Below are 16,789 nucleotides of genomic sequence, written 5' to 3'. Positions count from 1 at the left end.
TGATCCAAATCGTTTTCGGGGGAAACAAGATCAAGGCAGCAGCCGAGTACCATCGTGCCCTGAAAATCTCATCATTTGCACGGTGCCGGGCTCGGCTCCCACAATTGCGACCGGCAGAAAATGCTCGGTACGGCCTTGGATGGCGCTTTCGATCAGCACTCGGCGCGTCGCGCCGACCTCCGCCGCGAGCCGCCGCCGCAGCGCCGCGCTCGCCGCCGCCCGCAACTGCCTGGCGCGATCCCTGATCACCTCGGCCGCGACCGGCGGCATCCGTGCCGCAGGCGTCCCCGGCCGCGACGAATATGGAAACACATGCAGGAAGGTGAGATCACATTCGGCAACGAGGTCCAGCGACCGCGCGAACATGTCGTCGGTCTCAGTCGGAAAGCCGGCGATGATGTCGGCACCGAAGGCGACTTCCGGCCTCAGCCGCCGCACCTGCGCGCAGAAATCGATGGCATCGCGGCGCGAATGCCGCCGCTTCATCCGCTTCAGGATCATGTCGTCTCCGGATTGCAGCGAGAGATGCAAATGCGGCATCAACCGCTCCTCGTTCGCGATGACATCCAGCAAATCGCGATCCGCCTCGATCGAATCGATCGACGAGATTCGGAGCCGCCTGATCTCCGGCACGTGTCGCAGGATCTGTTTTACCAGCCCGCCCAGCCGCGTTCCGCTCGGAAGATCGGCGCCATAACTTGTGAGGTCGACACCGGTCAACACGATCTCGGCGTGACCGGCCTCGACGAACGCGCGGACCTGATCGACGACCGCGTCCATCGGCACCGAGCGGGAATTGCCGCGTCCGAAGGGAATGATGCAGAAGGTGCAACGATGATCGCAGCCGTTCTGTACCTGCACAAAAGCGCGCGGCAGTCCGCCTTGAAAGCCATCGACGAGATGCGGCGCCATCTCGGTCACCGCCATGATATCGGCCACCGCGATTTTCTTCTCGGCCGTGATTTCCACATCAGGCGCGGCTAATGCGACCTGTGCGGCACGCCACGCCTCACTCCGCATTTTGTCATCGTTGCCAATCACGCGATCGACCTCGGCCATCTGCGCGAACATCGCCGGCTCTATCTGCGCGGCGCATCCGGTGACGACGATGCGCGCCGAAGGTCGCTCGCGCCTCAAGCGGCGGATAGATTGCCGTGTTTGCGCCACTGCCTCGTTGGTCACAGCGCAACTGTTGATGATGACGACCTCGTCAAGGCCAGCATCTTCCGCGTTGCGACGGATGACTTCGGATTCGAAGGCGTTGAGCCGGCAGCCGAAGGTAATGATGTCGACTGACATTAGGCCACCGACGCGAACAGCGCCGGATCGAAGGTACCTTCATATTCGAATACGGCCGGACCGGTCATCAGCACATGATCGTCGCGCTCGCGCCATTCGACGGTCAGGCTGCCGCCGGGAAGCGCGACATGGACGATGCGATTGGCCCGCTTGAGCCGCACCGCCGCCACCGCCGTTGCGCAGGCAGCCGAACCGCAAGCCTTCGTCAAGCCCGCGCCCCGCTCCCAGGTCCGCATCGTGATGTGATCGCGATCTACGATATGCGCCAGCGTGATGTTGGCGCGCTCGGGAAAGACCGGATGGTTTTCCAGCAGCGGCCCGAAACGGGCGAGATCGTAGACATCGATGTCGTCGACCCAGAAGATCGCGTGGGGATTACCCATGCTAACCACGGACGGCGAATGAAGCACCGGTGCGTCGATCGGCCCAATTTGTAACTCGATATAGCGGGTATCGCGGAATTCCTCGGCGAGCGGAATGTCCCTCCAGTCGAATTTTGGCGATCCCATGTCGACGGTGTAGAGACCAGGCGCGGAGTCTCGCCAGCAGTTCAAAAGACCGGCGCGCGTTTCGAAGGTCAGCGCGGCCTTACCTGTCGCCTCGAAGATCTGGCGCGCCACACAGCGCATGCCGTTGCCGCACGCATTGGCTTCCGAGCCATCATTATTGTAGATGCGAACGAAGGCCTCGGTGCCCGATGTCCGCGGGGGCTGCAGAACCATCAATTGATCATAGGGAACGCCCGCCGGTGATGCGACAGCACGCGCCTCCTCGGCCGAGACCGCGGCGGAGCTGTCGCGAAGATCGACAACGACGATCTCGTTGCCGATCCCATTCATCTTGCTGAAAGCATGATTTGCGAGCGCGCCCATTGGTTTTCCAGTTTCCGGCGTTCATTTTCCGGCATCCGCCTTCCGCGACTTTATATGGCGAATGCGCGCCGGTTGACCAGTGTCACTCACGACCGCCATCGCTAACGCAAATCCGTGTCGGCGCCCCACACCCGCCACGATGCGGCATGACATATCTGTTTTGTTCTGTCATGGGATGAACGTCAGCGTCGCGTGTTAAGCATCGTAATAAGTCAGCCCGTAACAGCGGCTAAGGACCGGGTCTCGCGGACATCGGCCAGCACGACCAGGGAGACCCTACCAATGAATCGCCCCCGCCCTTTTTGCCGATTCGCGATCGCAATGATCCCAGCGACCTTGATGTTCGGGCTCTCTGCCGTGATGGCCGAGACGCCGCCCGCGACACCTCCCGGCGCGACTGCGCCGGCCGCAGAGGCTCCACCAGCCACACCTACCCCACCCGGAACGACGACACCGGCCACGCCGGTCCCGCCCCCTGCCGAAGTGCAGACGCCGAAAAATCCGACCGCCGAAGCCCCGAAGCCGCCGGTGACCGCGCCCGTGCAGACGGCCGATCCTTTCGGCGAAGAACATACGCTGGCCCCGAAGACCGTCCTGACGTTGCGCAACAACGCCACCTGGGAAAACGCATTCGAGACGCTCATTGATTCGTTCAAGTCGCTGGCCGCCGTTCTCGACAAGCAGGGCATCAAGCCTGCCGGCAACATGATGATCGTCTATACCTCAACGGACGATAACGGCTTCTCGTTTCTGGCGGAAATCCCCGTCGATCAAGAGATCAGGGATCTGCCCAAGAACGTCAGCATGGGTAAATCACCGGAGGGCAAGGCGCTGAAGTTCGTACATCGCGGCTCCTACGACAACATGGACAACACCTATGAGGCGATTACGAATACCCTCGACGACAAGAAGCTTGAGGCCAAGGACACCTTCATCGAGGAGTACAAGACCGATCCATTGAAGACCGAGGAAGACAATCTGATCATTGATGTCTATGTCCCGCTGAAATGAGAACCGTCATGCAGAACCGGATCCAGCTCGCCATCGCCGCTGCTACTATCGCCGCTTTGATCTCGGTGCCCGCGCAAGCCGATGTGCCACCACCAGCAATCTCGGTAACCGGCGAGGCCACAATCTCCGCGCCGCCCGATCTTGCTCAGATCGAGGCAGGGGTCACGACCGACGCCAAGAATGCGCGCGACGCTTTCGAAGCCAACAATGCCGCCATGGGCAAGGTGCTCGCGGCGCTGAAAAGCGCGGGCATCGCCGAAAAAGACTATCAGACCTCGCAATTGTCGCTGCAGCCACAATTTACCAATCAAAATCGCTCGGGATCCAACGTCCTCTCCGGCTACCGCGCCACCAACCGCGTCACCGTCAAGCTGCGTGACATCAGCAAAATGGCCGGGGTGATCGATGCGGTCACTGCGGCCGGCGCCAACGACATCGGCAGTATCAATTTCATGGTCTCCAACGCATCGAAGCTGCTCGACGACGCGCGGGCCGAGGCGATCGTCGACGCCCGGCGCAAGGCGGAGATCTATGCCAAGGCTGCGGGCGTCTCGCTCGGCGGGCCGATCAGCATTGCGGAGCACGGGAGCGCGGTGCCGGTGATGTACCGCCGTGCTGCGGCGCCGATGGCCGCGGAGGCCGCCATCGCGCCCGGCGAAGAAACGCTCCGCGTGACGGTCGGCGTCTCCTGGGAGATCAAGGGGGCGCCATAAGGCGTGGCCCGCCCGATCAGCTTGACTCGGGCAGGCCGGTGCCTGTAAATCCGCCCGAATTCTCGAAAAGACTTCCTTTTCGACCCGCCGACCGGCCGCAGGGGCCGGAGGTCAACGCCCGACAGCGCTGTGCGCCCTCGGGCGTAGTTGTGTTTTGGAATGACTGTTGATTTTGGCGATCGCCAAAAATCAACACGCGATAGCTCTGGGGTGAGCGTTTTCTCCCGCGAATCCCGCGGACGAGTTGAGCGCGGTACCTGGGTCCCCTACCCGCCGCGAAGGCGCGGCGACCTCTCCCCGCAGAAGAGCAGGGCGAGGTAAAAAGGAAAAGCAGGCATGTTCGACAATCTGTCGGAACGGCTCGGCGGCATTCTCGATCGGCTGACGCGGCGCGGCGCGCTGACGGAAGCCGATGTCGATGCCGCCATGCGCGAGGTGCGCCGGGCCCTGCTGGAGGCCGACGTCTCGCTCGACGTGGTGCGCAGTTTTACCGACAGGGTCCGCGAACAGGCGGTCGGCGCCACCGTCGTTAAATCGGTGACGCCGGGCCAGATGGTGGTGAAGATCGTTCATGACGAACTGATCGCCACGCTCGGTTCCGATGGCCAGACCATCGATCTCAATGCCGTGCCGCCGATCATCATCATGATGGTCGGCCTGCAAGGCTCGGGCAAGACCACCACGACCGCTAAACTGGCGCGGCGGCTGACCGAGCGGGATAAACGCAAAGTCCTGATGGCCTCGCTCGACATCTATCGTCCGGCGGCGATGGAGCAGCTCGCGGTGCTCGGACGCGATCTCGATATCAAGACGCTACCAATCGTCGCGGGGCAAAAACCTGAGCAGATCGCTCGCCGCGCGCTGGAGGCCGGCAAGCTCGGCGGCTACGATGTGGTGCTGCTCGACACCGCCGGCCGCACCACGCTCGATGACGAGATGATGTCGGAGGCGGCGAACATCAAAACCGCCGCCCACCCCCACGAAGTGCTGCTGGTCGCGGATTCGCTGACCGGACAGGATGCGGTCAATCTCGCGCGGTCGTTCGATGAGCGCGTCGGCCTCACCGGCATCGTGCTGACCCGCGTCGACGGCGATGGCCGCGGCGGCGCCGCGCTGTCGATGCGTCAAGTCACCGGCAAGCCGATCAAGCTGATCGGCACCGGCGAAAAGACCGACGCGCTGGAGGATTTCCATCCCTCGCGTATCGCCGGCCGCATCCTCGGCATGGGCGACGTGGTCTCGCTGGTCGAAAAGGCTTCCGCCAACATCGATGCCGAAAAGGCCGCGCGCACCACCGAAAGGATGCGCAAGGGCCAGTTCGACCTCAACGACATGCGCGAGCAGTTGCTGCAGATGTCCAAAATGGGCGGCATCTCCGGCCTGATGGGCATGATGCCCGGCGTCTCAAAGATGAAAAACCAGATGGCCGCGGCCGGCCTCGACGACAGGATCATCAAGCGTCAGGTCGCCGTGATCGACTCGATGACACGGCAGGAACGCAAGCATCCCGAAATCCTCAAAGCCAGCCGCAAACGACGCATCGCCGCCGGCGCCGGCCAGAAGGTCGAGGAGATCAACAAGCTCCTCAAGATGCATCGCGGCATGGCCGACATGATGAAGATGATGGGGACCGGCAAGCGCGGCCCCCTCGCCGGCATCGCGCAGGCCATGGGCTTCGGCGGCGGCATGCCGAGTCCCGAGCAGATGAAAGCGCTTGCGGAGAAAATGCCAAAAGGCGCGGATGGCCTGCCGCAATTGCCGAAGGATCTGCCGGCCGGATTGCGCGGTGGCCTGCCAAATCTTCCCGGCCTCACCGGACTGACCGGCAAGCCGACGCTGCCCGGTCTCGGCTTCCCCCGGAAGAAGAAATGAGACGAACGGCTTCACACATTTCGCCAACGCTATAACGACACAACAAACTCACCAGACAGACTTCAAAAGGAGAACCTTATGCCCGTCGTGATCCGCCTCGCCCGTGCCGGCACCAAAAAGCGGCCGGTTTATCATGTCGTCGCCGCGGATTCGCGTTATCCGCGCGACGGCCGTTTCATCGAACGGCTCGGCCATTTCAATCCGTTGATGCCGAAGGACAATGCCGACCGGCTCAAGCTCGACCTCGACAAGGTCAAGGCCTGGCTCGCCAAGGGCGCGCAGCCGTCGGACCGCGTCGCCCGTTTCCTTGATGCCGCCGGCGTCAAGAAGCGCACGCCACGCAACAACCCCGTGAAGGCCGTGCCGCGCAAGGAGCGCAAGGCGCAGGCCGAAGCCGCCGCGAAGTCCTGAGGCTGAAGCGGCATGACGGCGCGCGTGTGCGTCGCCCGGATCGGCGCCGCGCATGGCCTGCGCGGCGAGGTGCGGCTGTGGACGTTCACGGAAGACCCGATGTCGGTGACGCAATACGGCCCGCTCTCGACGAAAGATGGCGCGCGGCAGCTTGAAGTAACGCACGCGCGCGCGGCCAAGGATCACCTCGTTGCAACGCTCACGGACGTGACCACGCGCGAGGAGGCCGAGCGGCTCAACGGCGTTGAACTCTACGTCGCACGCGACAAGCTGCCCGATACGGACGAAGGCGAATTTTACCACGCCGATCTCGTCGGTCTCGCCGCCTTTGATGCGGCGGGCACGAAGATCGGAACGGTCGCAGCCATTCACAATTTCGGCGCCGGCGACATCATCGAGATCGCGCTTGCGCACGGTCCGACCCTGATGCTGCCGTTCACTGATGCCGTGGTGCCGATCGTGGACATCGCCGGCGGGCGCGTGGTGATCGAGATGCCCGGCGAGATCGATGGCGAGGAGCCAGATCAGGCGTGACATACCCGGCGGGTGCTTCGTATTCTGCCGTCATCGCCGGACTTGATCCGGCGATCCATCGTTTGATGGATACGCGGGTCAAGCCCACGTATGACGCCGTTACGTGATTATCTCCTGGTGCTAGTCCATGTGGCGCGCGACCGTCCTGACCCTGTTTCCCGAGATGTTTCCGGGACCGCTCGGCATCAGCCTCGCCGGAAAAGCGCTGACGACCCGCTTATGGGCGCTCGACATCCACGACATCCGCAGTTCCGCCACCGACCGCCACCGCAGCGTCGATGATACCCCGGCCGGCGGCGGCCCGGGTATGGTGCTGCGTGCCGACGTGCTGGCCAAGGCCATCGACTCAGTGGAGACCTCGCCGGACCGACCGCGCCTTCTGATGAGTCCGCGCGGTCGGCCATTGACCCAGTCGTGGGTGATGGAACTCGCGGCCGGTCCCGGGCCGCTGATCGTCTGCGGACGCTTCGAAGGGGTGGACCAGCGGGTCATTGAAGCCCGCGGGCTCGAGGAGGTGTCGATCGGAGATTATGTGCTGTCGGGAGGGGAAATCGCGGCGATGGCGCTGATCGACGCTTGCGTCCGGCTTTTGCCGGGGGTGATGGGCAAGGCGGAATCGGGTGAGGATGAAAGTTTTTCGCACGGGCTTCTGGAATATCCCCAGTACACTCGCCCGCAGGACTTCGAGGGCCGGCCGATCCCGGACGTTCTGCTGTCCGGCGACCATGCCAAGGTGGCCGGTTGGCGAAGGGCTAAGGCCGAAGCTTTGACGGAGGCGCGCCGTCCGGACCTCTGGGCGGCAAGGAACAGGCAAAATCCGCCAAAAAGCAAGACAGACGGGTGACAACGCGCCCGCTTTGCCGTATAGGAGCCCAAATCCGCGCAGCGAGCATTTTCAGGCAAAGTGGAATCCGGTTTGCCTTTAGAAAATGCTCTAGCTCGTTGAGCTGTGCGTATTCTTTTCGCAAAACCGGGTATCCACTTTTGCGAAATGCGCGCCACTGGACAGACGAATTCCGCGCAGCCCCCTCAAACGGCCGGAGGGGCGCGCCGCCGATGGAGATTTCGATGAACATCATTCAGCAGCTCGAAAAAGAGCAGTTCGACAAGCTGTCGGCGACCAAGACCATTCCGGAGTTCGGCCCCGGCGACACCGTGATTGTCAACGTCAAGGTGGTGGAAGGCGAGCGGACCCGCGTGCAGGCCTATGAAGGCGTCTGCATCGGCCGCTCCGGCGGCGGACTCAATGAGAGCTTCACGGTCCGCAAGATTTCCTACGGCGAGGGCGTCGAGCGCGTGTTTCCGGTGATGTCGCCGATGATCGACTCCATCAAGGTGGTGCGCCGCGGCAAGGTGCGTCGCGCCAAGCTGTACTATCTGCGCAAACTGCGCGGCAAGTCGGCCCGCATTGTTGAGAAGAAGACGGACCGCGCGGCTGCGACGAGCTGAGCGCAGGCCGACTCGCTTCCAAAGGTTTCCGAAAGCGCGGCGCCGGCCGCGCTTTTTTATTGCCGCGAGCACGACTATCTATCCGGAACGCTGTCGGTCGTTTGATTGTCGCGGCGGCTACCGCCATGGTAAAAGACACAATGGTTACGGATCAGATCAGCAGCGACATCGGCCGGTTCACAGCCCGCATCGTGCTCGACGACCGCAGCCGTTTGCCCGGACGCTTCTTCGGACGGTTCGCGACTTCGGCGACCTGAGGCCGCTCACTCGCGTCGGTGATTGTCTCGCGCGTCTCCTCGCGCGACCTGCTCAAAGAATTCCAATAGGTTTACGTCCATGTCCAAACCGACAACCCTGTACGACAAGATCTGGAACGATCATCTGGTGCACGAGGCCGAGGACGGCACCTGTTTGATCTACATCGACCGTCATCTCGTCCATGAAGTGACGTCACCTCAGGCATTTGAAGGCCTGCGCGTAGCCGGACGCAAGGTTCATGCGCCGGAGAAGACGCTCGCGGTGGTTGATCACAACGTCCCGACCACCGATCGCTCAAAGCCAAATCCCGATCCTGAGAGCGCCGAACAGATCGCCACGCTGGCGCAGAACGCCAGGGATTTCGACATCGAGTACTACAACGAGTTCGACAAGCGACAGGGCATCGTTCACGTGATCGGCCCCGAGCAGGGCTTCACCCTGCCCGGCACCACCATCGTCTGCGGGGACAGCCACACTTCGACCCACGGCGCGTTCGGTGCGCTGGCGCACGGCATCGGTACTTCCGAGGTCGAACATGTGCTGGCGACCCAGACGCTGATCCAGAAAAAAGCGAAGAACATGCGCGCAGTGGTCGACGGCAAGCTGCCGGACGGCGTCACCGCCAAGGACATCATCCTCGCCATCATCGGCGAGATCGGCACCGCGGGCGGAACCGGCTACGTACTGGAGTATGCCGGCGAGGCGGTGCGCGCGCTGTCGATGGAAGGCCGCATGACGGTGTGCAACATGTCGATTGAGGGCGGTGCGCGCGCCGGCCTCATAGCGCCGGACGAGAAGGCATACGAATTCCTGAAAGGCCGGCCGAAAACGCCGAAGGGCGCCAATTGGGATGCGGCGATGCGATACTGGGAGACGCTGCGCAGCGACGACGGTGCGCATTTCGATCACGAGATACGGCTCGACGCCGCCAGGCTGCCGCCGATCGTGACCTGGGGCACCAGTCCTGAGGACGTGATCGCGGTAACCGGCAAGGTGCCGAACCCCGCCGACATCGCGGACGAGGCCAAGCGGCTTTCGAAGGAACGTGCGCTGCACTACATGGGCTTGAGCCCTGGCACGAGAATTACCGACATCAAGCTTGACCGCGTCTTCATCGGCTCCTGCACCAACGGTCGCATCGAAGACTTGCGCGCCGCTGCGAAGATCGCGGATGGCCGGACGGTCAACGGCAACGTCAATGCCATGGTCGTACCCGGTTCAGGATTGGTGAAGGAACAGGCGGAGGCAGAAGGCCTCGACAAGATCTTCATCAAGGCTGGTTTCGAATGGCGCGAACCTGGCTGCTCGATGTGCCTTGCAATGAATCCCGACAAACTGAAGCCGGATGAACGCTGCGCTTCGACCTCGAATCGCAATTTCGAGGGTCGGCAAGGTTTCAAGGGCCGCACACATCTCGTGTCGCCCTCAATGGCGGCAGCGGCTGCAATCGCAGGACATTTCGTCGATATCCGCGAATGGCATTGAGCGTTCTTTCGCTCAGTGGTGTTAAGCCGGCTCCGGACGACGGAGGGATCGATAACTCGAAAGAAAGTTATTGCCGCAGTTTGCGCGATGGTCTTGCACTCGACACCGCAATGAAGCACAACACAGCCGTGTGATCGAGGCGAGCGTGCCGCGTCGCTTTTTGTCGAACGAAACAGGTGTCCGGAAACCCCGTGCACATTCGTCTGGCAAGGCGGGCCTTCCGATCAGTTCCGCTCGATCACCGATCGAACAAGCTATCAACGAGGATGCGACGGCGAATCAAGCTTGCCTCAACTGGTGGGTTGCCTTCGCCGGAAAATTCCGTCAGTCGTAACGACGTCATGAAAACAGCCAAGACCAAAACCCCTGCCCGCAAGGCAGAAAAAATGTCGCGCCCATCCGGCAATACGAAGGCATCGGCAAAGACGCCCACAAGGACGCCTGCCAAGCTGGCGTCCGCAAAAGTCAAAGTCGCGAGGCCGGTGGAGGTCGTGAAGAGTAGCAGCAAGGCCGCGCCGCGTGCAGCTGAGAAGCCGATTGTGACCACGCCGCGCGATGCTCTGACCTTGCCGCTGAAACCGGCTCCCATAATCACCGCGCCGATTCCGGCGCCCACGGCTGTGCCGCCGACGCCTGCCGCTACGACGACCAAACCGGTATCCCGTCCGGTCCTGCGTGCCGACGTGCCGCCCGAAGCCGGCTTTACGCTGCAGGTGGATGGGCATTTCAAAAACCAGTTCGAGACGCTGGCCCAGGCGAAGCAGGCCGCGACCGACTTAAAGTCACGTTTTCCGATCCTGCGTATCGAAATCTACGATGCGGCGAAGAAAGCGCGGTTACCGATCTGATCGGCATTGACACCGACTCCGACTACCTGGCGTCGGATATTTCAGCTTTTTTCCAGCCTACAGAGAAAATATGCGATCCGATTTGGATGAGTTGCGACAGCAGCCCTCACCTCACCAGGACGGATCGAGGCCGTAGCCGAAGCCGAACGGAAAGAACGGAGCCGGTCCTCGCGGCGCGTAGTAATCTGGCCGTCCATAGTAAGGTCGATAAGGACCACGTACGTACACGCGCGCGCGATGATGCCTGTAGCGATTTTCATGGTGCGGACGATGGGTGCTCCGAGCCGAGCCAACCTCGGTCGGTGTCACCGGCTGCGTGGCGACAGCGCCCAAGCGAGGGGCGGCCTTCGCGCTTTTAACTAATGCGATGCCACACAACGCAACGATTGCTGCAGCGAGACTCACGCCCAGATATCTTTTCATGGCGATTTCTCCGTGGGTCGACGCGTACTGTCGTTATGACACTCTTTCTCAGGAGATCCACGCCGCTTCAAAAAGCAGGCCCGCATAGCGGGCCTGCTCGACCATTTACGGAGCTGGCTTTGCCATAAGCTCCGGTATCATCAGTACCGGTGACCGTTTAGAATGTTACGATCGTTATCATTGTGATGGTTATGGTGGTGATGGTTATGGTGGTTATGGTGATGATGGTGGTTATAGTGATGATGATGGTTCCGCCAATGCTGCTGACGATGGCGTAGGTTCCGCCCATGGTGGCTCTGATGGTGGGGCTGCCCGTTGATGTGGTGCACCTTGGTTGTCAGCTTGCCAGCGTCGCTTTGTCCGACGGCGATGCCTGGGCTGACCGGAGTCGCCGCCTGCGCCTGCTGCGCGGGACCCGCGACAATCAGAAGCGCGCCGAGAGCGGCCAATCCTAAAATTTTCTTCAAAAACATTTAGACCTCCGTGGGTGGAACAAGTAACCGCGACGTCAGCAGATCATTCCATCGCCGCCGCGACGCGCGAGCGAGACGCGAGTGACAGGCTATGAGCGGGGAAGTGAACGCGACGTGAATATACCCGCGGCAAACATGCATTGTATGTGCGGTTAGCGTTACCGAATTCCCGCGATTCACGGCCATCCGGCAAAACCGCGCTTGGATCGAAGAGTCAGCCGTGGCGCCAGTAACAGCTCATTCTCGGAACGATCACTGTCCCGCTCGGTCGGAATTCCTGCACGTAATGCGCGGTGCAGTCGCGTACCGCGTCGGAACCCGGATTATAGCTCGGATAAACCCCGCGCTCATCCTCGCGATAGATCCGCACGCGCGGTCGCCGTTTGCGGGCGTGGGCCGACGTGTCAGACGATACGGCACGATCCGTGCTCCGCGCGGTGGTTTGAGCCTGAGCGCTGTACATAAACAGCAACGTCCCCGGCACCAGCAGCAACAGCAGCGTCGCAGCTCCCGTCACAAGCCCCCCCGCTGTCATCCTGACATCCATGGCTGCGCCCCGATCACTCCTGCTCCCCGCGAACGGTCTCCGATTGCCGCGACCGCGTCAACCGCAAGACGGCCCGGACCGCAAAAAACCCTGCTCTCACGGTGAAACGCGAGTTAAACAAAGTGCCATGTGGACCTCCGCCAAAGCCCCCTCGCTGGCTGACATGGAAACCAGGGCGCACGAGGTGTTTGCGCGCCTGCCCGGGCGCTTCCGGCGCCTGTGCGAAGGCCTCATCATCCGCGTCGAGGATTTCCCGACCGACGAGTTGCTGGACGAGATGAAAGCCGACAGTGAATATGATCTGCTGGGATTGTTCCAGGGCACGGGTCTGCCGTTCCAGAGCCAGGATGACGTTGCCAGGCTGCCTAATCTGATCTGGCTCTACCGCCGTCCGATCATCGATTACTGGGCCGAGCACGATGAAACGCTCGACCATATCATCACTCATGTGCTGATTCACGAAATCGGCCATCACTTCGGGCTGTCCGATGCCGACATGGAAGCGATCGAGGCGGAGGCGGCAGGCTAGGATCTGCTCCAACTCCGTTGAGCAAGACTCTGGCCTCATCCTTTTAATTGAGGATGATCTTAACCGAAAACCGGTTTCCACTTTGCGCTGGCGCGGCCCTTCGGGTCGGGATCATGCTTTAGCCCTGCATGATTGGACCTTGGATCGAGGCCGGGATCGGGCTAGAACGGGCTGCTCACGAGGACTCCGGTCATGGACAAGTTCACAACGCTGGAAGGCGTCGCGGCGCCGCTGAAGATCATCAATGTCGATACCGACATGATCATTCCGAAACAGTACCTGAAGACCATCAAGCGTACCGGCCTTGGCAAAGGACTTTTCTCGGAACAGCGCTACAAAGAGAACGGCTCTGAGAATCCGGATTTCGTTCTCAACAAGGCAGCCTATCGCAACGCCAAAATCCTCGTCGCCGGCGACAATTTCGGCTGCGGCTCGTCGCGCGAGCACGCGCCATGGGCGCTGCTCGACTTCGGCATCCGCTGTGTGATCTCCACCTCGTTCGGCGACATCTTCTACAACAACTGCTTCAAGAACGGCATCCTGCCGATCCGTGTGACGCAAGCCGTCCTCGACAAGCTGTTCGATGACGCCGAACGCGGCGCCAACGCGACGCTGACCATCGATCTGGTCAGGCAGGAAATCCGGGGACCGGACGGCGGCACTGCGACATTCGAAATCGACCCGTTCCGCAAGCATTGCCTGCTGAACGGTCTCGACGACATCGGCCTGACGATGGAAAAAAAGCCGGCGATCGACGCCTACGAGAAGAAGGCGAAACGCGAGCGCGCCTGGGCCTGACCGCTTCCGCCGGCAACACGGAGTCGATCACCCGGTTCCACGACACAGCCTCGCTTCGGATTGAATCAGAAGCGAGGAACGTCCGTTCGACAGTCGAAACAACGCTTCGCCGAAAAGCGCCTTAGAAGTCAGGCGGCTTTCTGCTTGGCGCTGATCAGCTTGCGGTTGATCAGGCACTCGGCGATCTGGATGGCGTTGAGCGCCGCGCCCTTGCGCAGGTTGTCTGACACGACCCACATCGACAGACCGTTCTCCACCGTCGCATCCTCGCGGATGCGGCTGATGTAAGTGGCATCTTCTCCCGCCGATTCATACGGCGTGACGTAGCCACCGGGTTCATGCTTGTCGATGACAAGACAACCCGGCGCATTGCGCAGGATGCGGCGTGCCTCGTCCGCGGTGATCGGATTCTCGAACTCGATGCTGACCGCTTCCGAGTGGCCGATGAACACCGGCACGCGAACGCAGGTCGCGGTCAGCCTAATTTTGGGATCAAGAATCTTCTTGGTCTCCGCCATCATCTTCCACTCTTCCTTGGTGTAGCCGTCCTCCATGAACACGTCGATCTCAGGGATGACGTTGAAGGCGATACGCTTCGGGAATTTCTTGGCGACGAGCTCGCTCGCGGTGTAGACCGCCTTGGTCTGCGCGAACAGCTCGTCCATCCCGTCCTTCCCGGCGCCTGAAACCGACTGATAGGTCGCGACCACGACGCGCCTGATGACGGCCTTGTCGTGCAAAGGCTTCAGCGCCACTACAAGCTGCGCCGTCGAGCAGTTCGGATTGGCGATGATGTTTTTCTTGGCAAAGCTCGCGACCGCATCCGCGTTGACCTCGGGCACGATCAGCGGCACATCGGGGTCCATCCGCCACGTTGACGAGTTGTCGATCACGACCGCGCCGGCCGCCGCGATCTTGGGCGACCATTCCTTCGACACGGCGCCGCCAGCCGACATCAGGCAAATATCGGTGTCGCCGAAATCGTGATTTTCCAGCGCTTTGACTTTCAGGGTTTTGTCGCCGTAGGAGACTTCGGTGCCGACGCTGCGGCGCGAGGCCAGCGCCACCACCTCGTCCGCGGGGAATTTCCGCTCGTCCAGAATGTTGAGCATTTCACGCCCGACATTGCCGGTCGCTCCGACCAGCGCGACTTTGTAACCCATCGTTCACTCTCCGAAGAAAATCACCCCCTTGTCGCCTCGGCGCGAGACAAGGGAAGACGCTGCGCTTCTAAGCGAGAAACGTCATTAAGACAACGCCGGCCCTCGTTCCGACGTGACCGATTCAACCGCTCATCTGACAAAGTCCACCCGGCTAGCGCGGCTTCCCCGTCCGGGGCGCACGGTTCCGGGGCATCAGCTCACCAATACAGGACGCACCTTGTGGGCGATGGACGAGTGCACGGACACACGCCCGTGCCGAAGCTCGATAGTTCATTGAAAACAGGAATTTAAATCACATCGACCAATCGGGCGGCGATCCACTTCAAGGCAGCGGCGAGTTCTCAAGGCGGACTTCCGAAACTGTTGAACCAGGACCGCACCGGGTTCGAAGCAACATTTCGTCCTGATCGGCATTATTCTCGCAATGTGTGGCCCGATTGGGCTTGTGGCGCGAGGCCGCTGGACGGTAAAAAGGCGATCACACGGATTCATGAGGGCGTGATGACCTTGAAATACTCCACCGCGACCGGGGCTGCGAAAACCATCGCGCTGTTGCTTGCGGCGGCCGCCCTCGTTGGGTTCAGCGCCTTCGGCGCGAGTGCCCAGCCAAGGCACGACCGCGGCGACGCCTACGGCCCGAGCGGCCCCAACGTGTCGTACCAGTCCGGCCCTCGCACTCGTATCTACATTTCCAAACGCTCATGGCTGGATGCGGGCACCGAGGTGTTGCCGGGCGAGCGCAAATACACCGACTATGCCTTTCCGCCTGCCGTCGGCTATCCCTCGTTCGCCCGCGAGAACCTGAACCGGCCGATCGACCGGCAGCCACTCAGTTCGCCGGCCGATCTCGGCGGATATCCGACCAGATTCCCGCTCTACTGATCGTTCTACGCCGCGTGCGGGAGCCATCCCGGCGGCAACGACATGCAAAAATGCCCGGGATAGCCCGGGCGTTTCTTTGTTTAGACATAGCAGCAAGGCTCAGGCATGCAGCGCCTGAAGCTCCTTCACAACCGCTTCCCCCATCTGGGATGTGCTGACCACGGTCAAACCTTCGGACTTCAAATCGGCCGTGCGCAGGCCCTTGGCCAGCACCGCAGCAATCGCGGCGTCGAGCTTGTCAGCCAGTTCCCCCATGTCGAAGGAATAACGCAGCGCCATGCCGAACGAGGCCAGCATCGCAATCGGATTCGCGGCACCCTGACCGGCGATATCGGGCGCGGAACCGTGCACCGGCTCATAGAGTGCGCGGCGCTTTTTGGTTGTCGGGTCGATGTCGCCGAGCGACGCGGACGGCAACATGCCGAGCGAGCCGGTGAGCATCGCCGCGATGTCCGAGAGCATATCGCCGAACAGGTTGTCGGTGACGATCACGTCGAACTGCTTCGGCCAACGCACGAGTTGCATACCACCAGAATCCGCGAGCTGATGCTCCAGCGCGACGTCCTTGTATTCGCGCTGGTGAACCTGCGTCACGACCTCGTGCCATAGCACGCCGGATTTCATGACGTTGCGCTTTTCCATCGAGGTCAGCTTATTGCGGCGCTTGCGCGCGAGATCGAAGGCAACGCGCGCGATACGTTCGATTTCATAGGTGTCGTAGACTTGCGTATCAACGGCACGCTTCTGGCCGTTGCCGAGATCGGTAATGGTCTTCGGCTCGCCAAAATAGACGCCGCCGGTCAGTTCGCGCACGATCATGATGTCGAGACCTTCGACCACCTCGGGCTTCAGGTTCGAAGACTCCGCGAGCGCCGGATAGCAGATCGCCGGACGAAGATTGGCATAGAGCGCGAGGTCCTTGCGCAGCCGCAACAGGCCGGCCTCCGGGCGCACCTCGTAGGGCACCGAATCCCACTTCGGGCCGCCGACCGCGCCGAACAACACGGCGTCGGCGGCGAGCGCCTTCGCCATGGTGGCGTCGGTGATGCTGACCTTGTCGGCATCGTAGGATGCGCCGCCCACCAACCCTTCCTCGGTCTCGAACCTGGCAATCCCCTGCGCGTCAAGCCAGCCGATCAGCCGTTTCACCTCCCCCATGACCTCGGGGCCGATGCCGTCGCCGGCCAGGAGAAGCAGCTTGTAGGTCGCCATCACAAATCCT

At 61.7% G+C, this 16,789-nt stretch carries 21 protein-coding genes; 13 read left to right on the top strand and 8 right to left on the bottom strand.

From position 1 onward, the window contains the following. Nucleotides 1-30: 30 nt before the first annotated feature. Both mtaB and dapF read right to left on the bottom strand, forming a co-directional pair. Entirely contained in the window at nucleotides 31-1,299 is a 1,269-nt protein-coding gene (gene mtaB, locus GGQ85_RS09765; protein WP_309774316.1) for a tRNA (N(6)-L-threonylcarbamoyladenosine(37)-C(2))-methylthiotransferase MtaB, read from the bottom strand. Further along, a complete protein-coding gene (gene dapF / locus GGQ85_RS09760; RefSeq protein ID WP_079448042.1) occupies nucleotides 1,299-2,171 on the bottom strand; it encodes a diaminopimelate epimerase in 873 nt (290 codons plus the stop codon). The genes mtaB and dapF overlap by 1 nt, the downstream gene beginning before the upstream one ends. A 282-nt stretch (nucleotides 2,172-2,453) precedes the next feature. Here dapF and GGQ85_RS09755 point away from each other — a divergent pair, with 282 nt between their 5' ends. The 9 genes from GGQ85_RS09755 (at nucleotide 2,454) to leuC (ending at nucleotide 9,904) form a co-directional block, all read left to right on the top strand. Then, nucleotides 2,454-3,182, top strand: a complete 729-nt coding sequence (locus tag GGQ85_RS09755) for a GyrI-like domain-containing protein (RefSeq protein ID WP_309774315.1) — start codon at nucleotides 2,454-2,456, stop codon at nucleotides 3,180-3,182. Between the two features lie 8 nt (nucleotides 3,183-3,190). Then, nucleotides 3,191-3,895: an SIMPL domain-containing protein gene (locus GGQ85_RS09750; protein ID WP_079448134.1), complete on the top strand. Its 705-nt coding sequence runs from the start codon at nucleotides 3,191-3,193 to the stop codon at nucleotides 3,893-3,895. Between the two features lie 336 nt (nucleotides 3,896-4,231). After that, nucleotides 4,232-5,767 (top strand): signal recognition particle protein, encoded by a 1,536-nt coding sequence (gene ffh, locus GGQ85_RS09745; RefSeq protein ID WP_309774313.1) that lies wholly within the window; start codon nucleotides 4,232-4,234, stop codon nucleotides 5,765-5,767. A 78-nt stretch (nucleotides 5,768-5,845) separates the two neighbouring features. Continuing rightward, nucleotides 5,846-6,178, top strand: coding sequence for a 30S ribosomal protein S16 (gene rpsP / locus GGQ85_RS09740; RefSeq protein WP_011315978.1), 333 nt, complete (start codon nucleotides 5,846-5,848; stop codon nucleotides 6,176-6,178). Nucleotides 6,179-6,190: 12 nt separating this feature from the next. Then, on the top strand, nucleotides 6,191-6,712 hold the full coding sequence (gene rimM, locus GGQ85_RS09735) for a ribosome maturation factor RimM (RefSeq protein ID WP_309774312.1): 522 nt from the start codon (nucleotides 6,191-6,193) through the stop codon (nucleotides 6,710-6,712). Between the two features lie 127 nt (nucleotides 6,713-6,839). After that, nucleotides 6,840-7,556 carry a tRNA (guanosine(37)-N1)-methyltransferase TrmD gene (gene trmD, locus GGQ85_RS09730; RefSeq protein ID WP_309774311.1) on the top strand — a complete coding sequence of 239 codons (717 nt, stop codon included), beginning with the start codon at nucleotides 6,840-6,842 and terminating at the stop codon, nucleotides 7,554-7,556. Between the two features lie 224 nt (nucleotides 7,557-7,780). Then, entirely contained in the window at nucleotides 7,781-8,161 is a 381-nt protein-coding gene (rplS, locus tag GGQ85_RS09725) for a 50S ribosomal protein L19 (protein WP_079448048.1), read from the top strand. 125 nt (nucleotides 8,162-8,286) lie between these two features. After that, nucleotides 8,287-8,418, top strand: a complete 132-nt coding sequence (locus GGQ85_RS09720) for a hypothetical protein (RefSeq protein ID WP_309774309.1) — start codon at nucleotides 8,287-8,289, stop codon at nucleotides 8,416-8,418. Between the two features lie 79 nt (nucleotides 8,419-8,497). Then, complete coding sequence (leuC, locus tag GGQ85_RS09715; RefSeq protein WP_309774308.1) at nucleotides 8,498-9,904, top strand: 3-isopropylmalate dehydratase large subunit; 1,407 nt, start codon at nucleotides 8,498-8,500, stop codon at nucleotides 9,902-9,904. 238 nt (nucleotides 9,905-10,142) lie between these two features. On the opposite strand, the gene GGQ85_RS09710 is transcribed toward leuC, so the two are convergent. Next, nucleotides 10,143-10,520: a hypothetical protein gene (locus GGQ85_RS09710; RefSeq protein WP_309774307.1), complete on the bottom strand. Its 378-nt coding sequence runs from the start codon at nucleotides 10,518-10,520 to the stop codon at nucleotides 10,143-10,145. A 4-nt stretch (nucleotides 10,521-10,524) separates the two neighbouring features. Between GGQ85_RS09710 and GGQ85_RS09705 the strand changes: the two genes are divergently transcribed. Then, nucleotides 10,525-10,752 carry a hypothetical protein gene (locus GGQ85_RS09705; RefSeq protein WP_309774306.1) on the top strand — a complete coding sequence of 76 codons (228 nt, stop codon included), beginning with the start codon at nucleotides 10,525-10,527 and terminating at the stop codon, nucleotides 10,750-10,752. A gap of 111 nt (nucleotides 10,753-10,863) precedes the next feature. Here GGQ85_RS09705 and GGQ85_RS09700 read toward each other — a convergent pair whose 3' ends face one another. The 3 genes from GGQ85_RS09700 to GGQ85_RS09690 all read right to left on the bottom strand — a co-directional run bounded on the left by GGQ85_RS09700 (nucleotide 10,864) and on the right by GGQ85_RS09690 (nucleotide 12,195). Continuing rightward, nucleotides 10,864-11,175 (bottom strand): hypothetical protein, encoded by a 312-nt coding sequence (locus GGQ85_RS09700; RefSeq protein WP_079448052.1) that lies wholly within the window; start codon nucleotides 11,173-11,175, stop codon nucleotides 10,864-10,866. A gap of 140 nt (nucleotides 11,176-11,315) precedes the next feature. Then, on the bottom strand, nucleotides 11,316-11,648 hold the full coding sequence (locus tag GGQ85_RS09695) for a hypothetical protein (RefSeq protein WP_309774304.1): 333 nt from the start codon (nucleotides 11,646-11,648) through the stop codon (nucleotides 11,316-11,318). A gap of 214 nt (nucleotides 11,649-11,862) precedes the next feature. Then, nucleotides 11,863-12,195, bottom strand: coding sequence for a hypothetical protein (locus tag GGQ85_RS09690; RefSeq protein WP_079448054.1), 333 nt, complete (start codon nucleotides 12,193-12,195; stop codon nucleotides 11,863-11,865). A 127-nt stretch (nucleotides 12,196-12,322) separates the two neighbouring features. Between GGQ85_RS09690 and GGQ85_RS09685 the strand changes: the two genes are divergently transcribed. Both GGQ85_RS09685 and leuD read left to right on the top strand, forming a co-directional pair. Then, nucleotides 12,323-12,724 (top strand): metallopeptidase family protein, encoded by a 402-nt coding sequence (locus GGQ85_RS09685; protein WP_079448055.1) that lies wholly within the window; start codon nucleotides 12,323-12,325, stop codon nucleotides 12,722-12,724. Between the two features lie 192 nt (nucleotides 12,725-12,916). Further along, entirely contained in the window at nucleotides 12,917-13,522 is a 606-nt protein-coding gene (gene leuD / locus GGQ85_RS09680) for a 3-isopropylmalate dehydratase small subunit (RefSeq protein WP_079448056.1), read from the top strand. A 128-nt stretch (nucleotides 13,523-13,650) separates the two neighbouring features. Here the strand turns inward: leuD and GGQ85_RS09675 are convergent, their stop codons facing one another. Next, on the bottom strand, nucleotides 13,651-14,685 hold the full coding sequence (locus tag GGQ85_RS09675) for an aspartate-semialdehyde dehydrogenase (protein WP_079448057.1): 1,035 nt from the start codon (nucleotides 14,683-14,685) through the stop codon (nucleotides 13,651-13,653). A gap of 501 nt (nucleotides 14,686-15,186) precedes the next feature. Between GGQ85_RS09675 and GGQ85_RS09670 the strand changes: the two genes are divergently transcribed. Then, the gene (locus GGQ85_RS09670) at nucleotides 15,187-15,567 is read left to right on the top strand and encodes a hypothetical protein (protein ID WP_079448135.1); all 381 of its coding nucleotides are present in this window, start codon (nucleotides 15,187-15,189) and stop codon (nucleotides 15,565-15,567) included. A 99-nt stretch (nucleotides 15,568-15,666) separates the two neighbouring features. Here GGQ85_RS09670 and leuB read toward each other — a convergent pair whose 3' ends face one another. Next, nucleotides 15,667-16,779 (bottom strand): 3-isopropylmalate dehydrogenase, encoded by a 1,113-nt coding sequence (gene leuB / locus GGQ85_RS09665; protein WP_309774302.1) that lies wholly within the window; start codon nucleotides 16,777-16,779, stop codon nucleotides 15,667-15,669. Nucleotides 16,780-16,789 lie beyond the last annotated feature (10 nt).

The organism is Nitrobacter vulgaris, assembly GCF_031453995.1.
Taxonomy (GTDB): Bacteria; Pseudomonadota; Alphaproteobacteria; order Rhizobiales; family Xanthobacteraceae; genus Nitrobacter; species Nitrobacter vulgaris.
The sequence above is the reverse complement of the archived record's forward strand: the minus strand, read 5'-3'. Positions and strand labels throughout refer to the sequence as shown.

Coding starts and splice junctions, on each gene's coding strand:
- mtaB (WP_309774316.1), bottom strand. CDS start 1,299: ATGTCAGTCGACATCATTACCTTCGGCTGCCGGCTCAACGCCTTCGAA.
- dapF (WP_079448042.1), bottom strand. CDS start 2,171: ATGGGCGCGCTCGCAAATCATGCTTTCAGCAAGATGAATGGGATCGGC.
- GGQ85_RS09755 (WP_309774315.1), top strand. CDS start 2,454: ATGAATCGCCCCCGCCCTTTTTGCCGATTCGCGATCGCAATGATCCCA.
- GGQ85_RS09750 (WP_079448134.1), top strand. CDS start 3,191: ATGCAGAACCGGATCCAGCTCGCCATCGCCGCTGCTACTATCGCCGCT.
- ffh (WP_309774313.1), top strand. CDS start 4,232: ATGTTCGACAATCTGTCGGAACGGCTCGGCGGCATTCTCGATCGGCTG.
- rpsP (WP_011315978.1), top strand. CDS start 5,846: ATGCCCGTCGTGATCCGCCTCGCCCGTGCCGGCACCAAAAAGCGGCCG.
- rimM (WP_309774312.1), top strand. CDS start 6,191: ATGACGGCGCGCGTGTGCGTCGCCCGGATCGGCGCCGCGCATGGCCTG.
- trmD (WP_309774311.1), top strand. CDS start 6,840: ATGTGGCGCGCGACCGTCCTGACCCTGTTTCCCGAGATGTTTCCGGGA.
- rplS (WP_079448048.1), top strand. CDS start 7,781: ATGAACATCATTCAGCAGCTCGAAAAAGAGCAGTTCGACAAGCTGTCG.
- GGQ85_RS09720 (WP_309774309.1), top strand. CDS start 8,287: ATGGTAAAAGACACAATGGTTACGGATCAGATCAGCAGCGACATCGGC.
- leuC (WP_309774308.1), top strand. CDS start 8,498: ATGTCCAAACCGACAACCCTGTACGACAAGATCTGGAACGATCATCTG.
- GGQ85_RS09700 (WP_079448052.1), bottom strand. CDS start 11,175: ATGAAAAGATATCTGGGCGTGAGTCTCGCTGCAGCAATCGTTGCGTTG.
- GGQ85_RS09695 (WP_309774304.1), bottom strand. CDS start 11,648: ATGTTTTTGAAGAAAATTTTAGGATTGGCCGCTCTCGGCGCGCTTCTG.
- GGQ85_RS09690 (WP_079448054.1), bottom strand. CDS start 12,195: ATGGATGTCAGGATGACAGCGGGGGGGCTTGTGACGGGAGCTGCGACG.
- GGQ85_RS09685 (WP_079448055.1), top strand. CDS start 12,323: ATGTGGACCTCCGCCAAAGCCCCCTCGCTGGCTGACATGGAAACCAGG.
- leuD (WP_079448056.1), top strand. CDS start 12,917: ATGGACAAGTTCACAACGCTGGAAGGCGTCGCGGCGCCGCTGAAGATC.
- GGQ85_RS09675 (WP_079448057.1), bottom strand. CDS start 14,685: ATGGGTTACAAAGTCGCGCTGGTCGGAGCGACCGGCAATGTCGGGCGT.
- GGQ85_RS09670 (WP_079448135.1), top strand. CDS start 15,187: ATGACCTTGAAATACTCCACCGCGACCGGGGCTGCGAAAACCATCGCG.
- leuB (WP_309774302.1), bottom strand. CDS start 16,779: ATGGCGACCTACAAGCTGCTTCTCCTGGCCGGCGACGGCATCGGCCCC.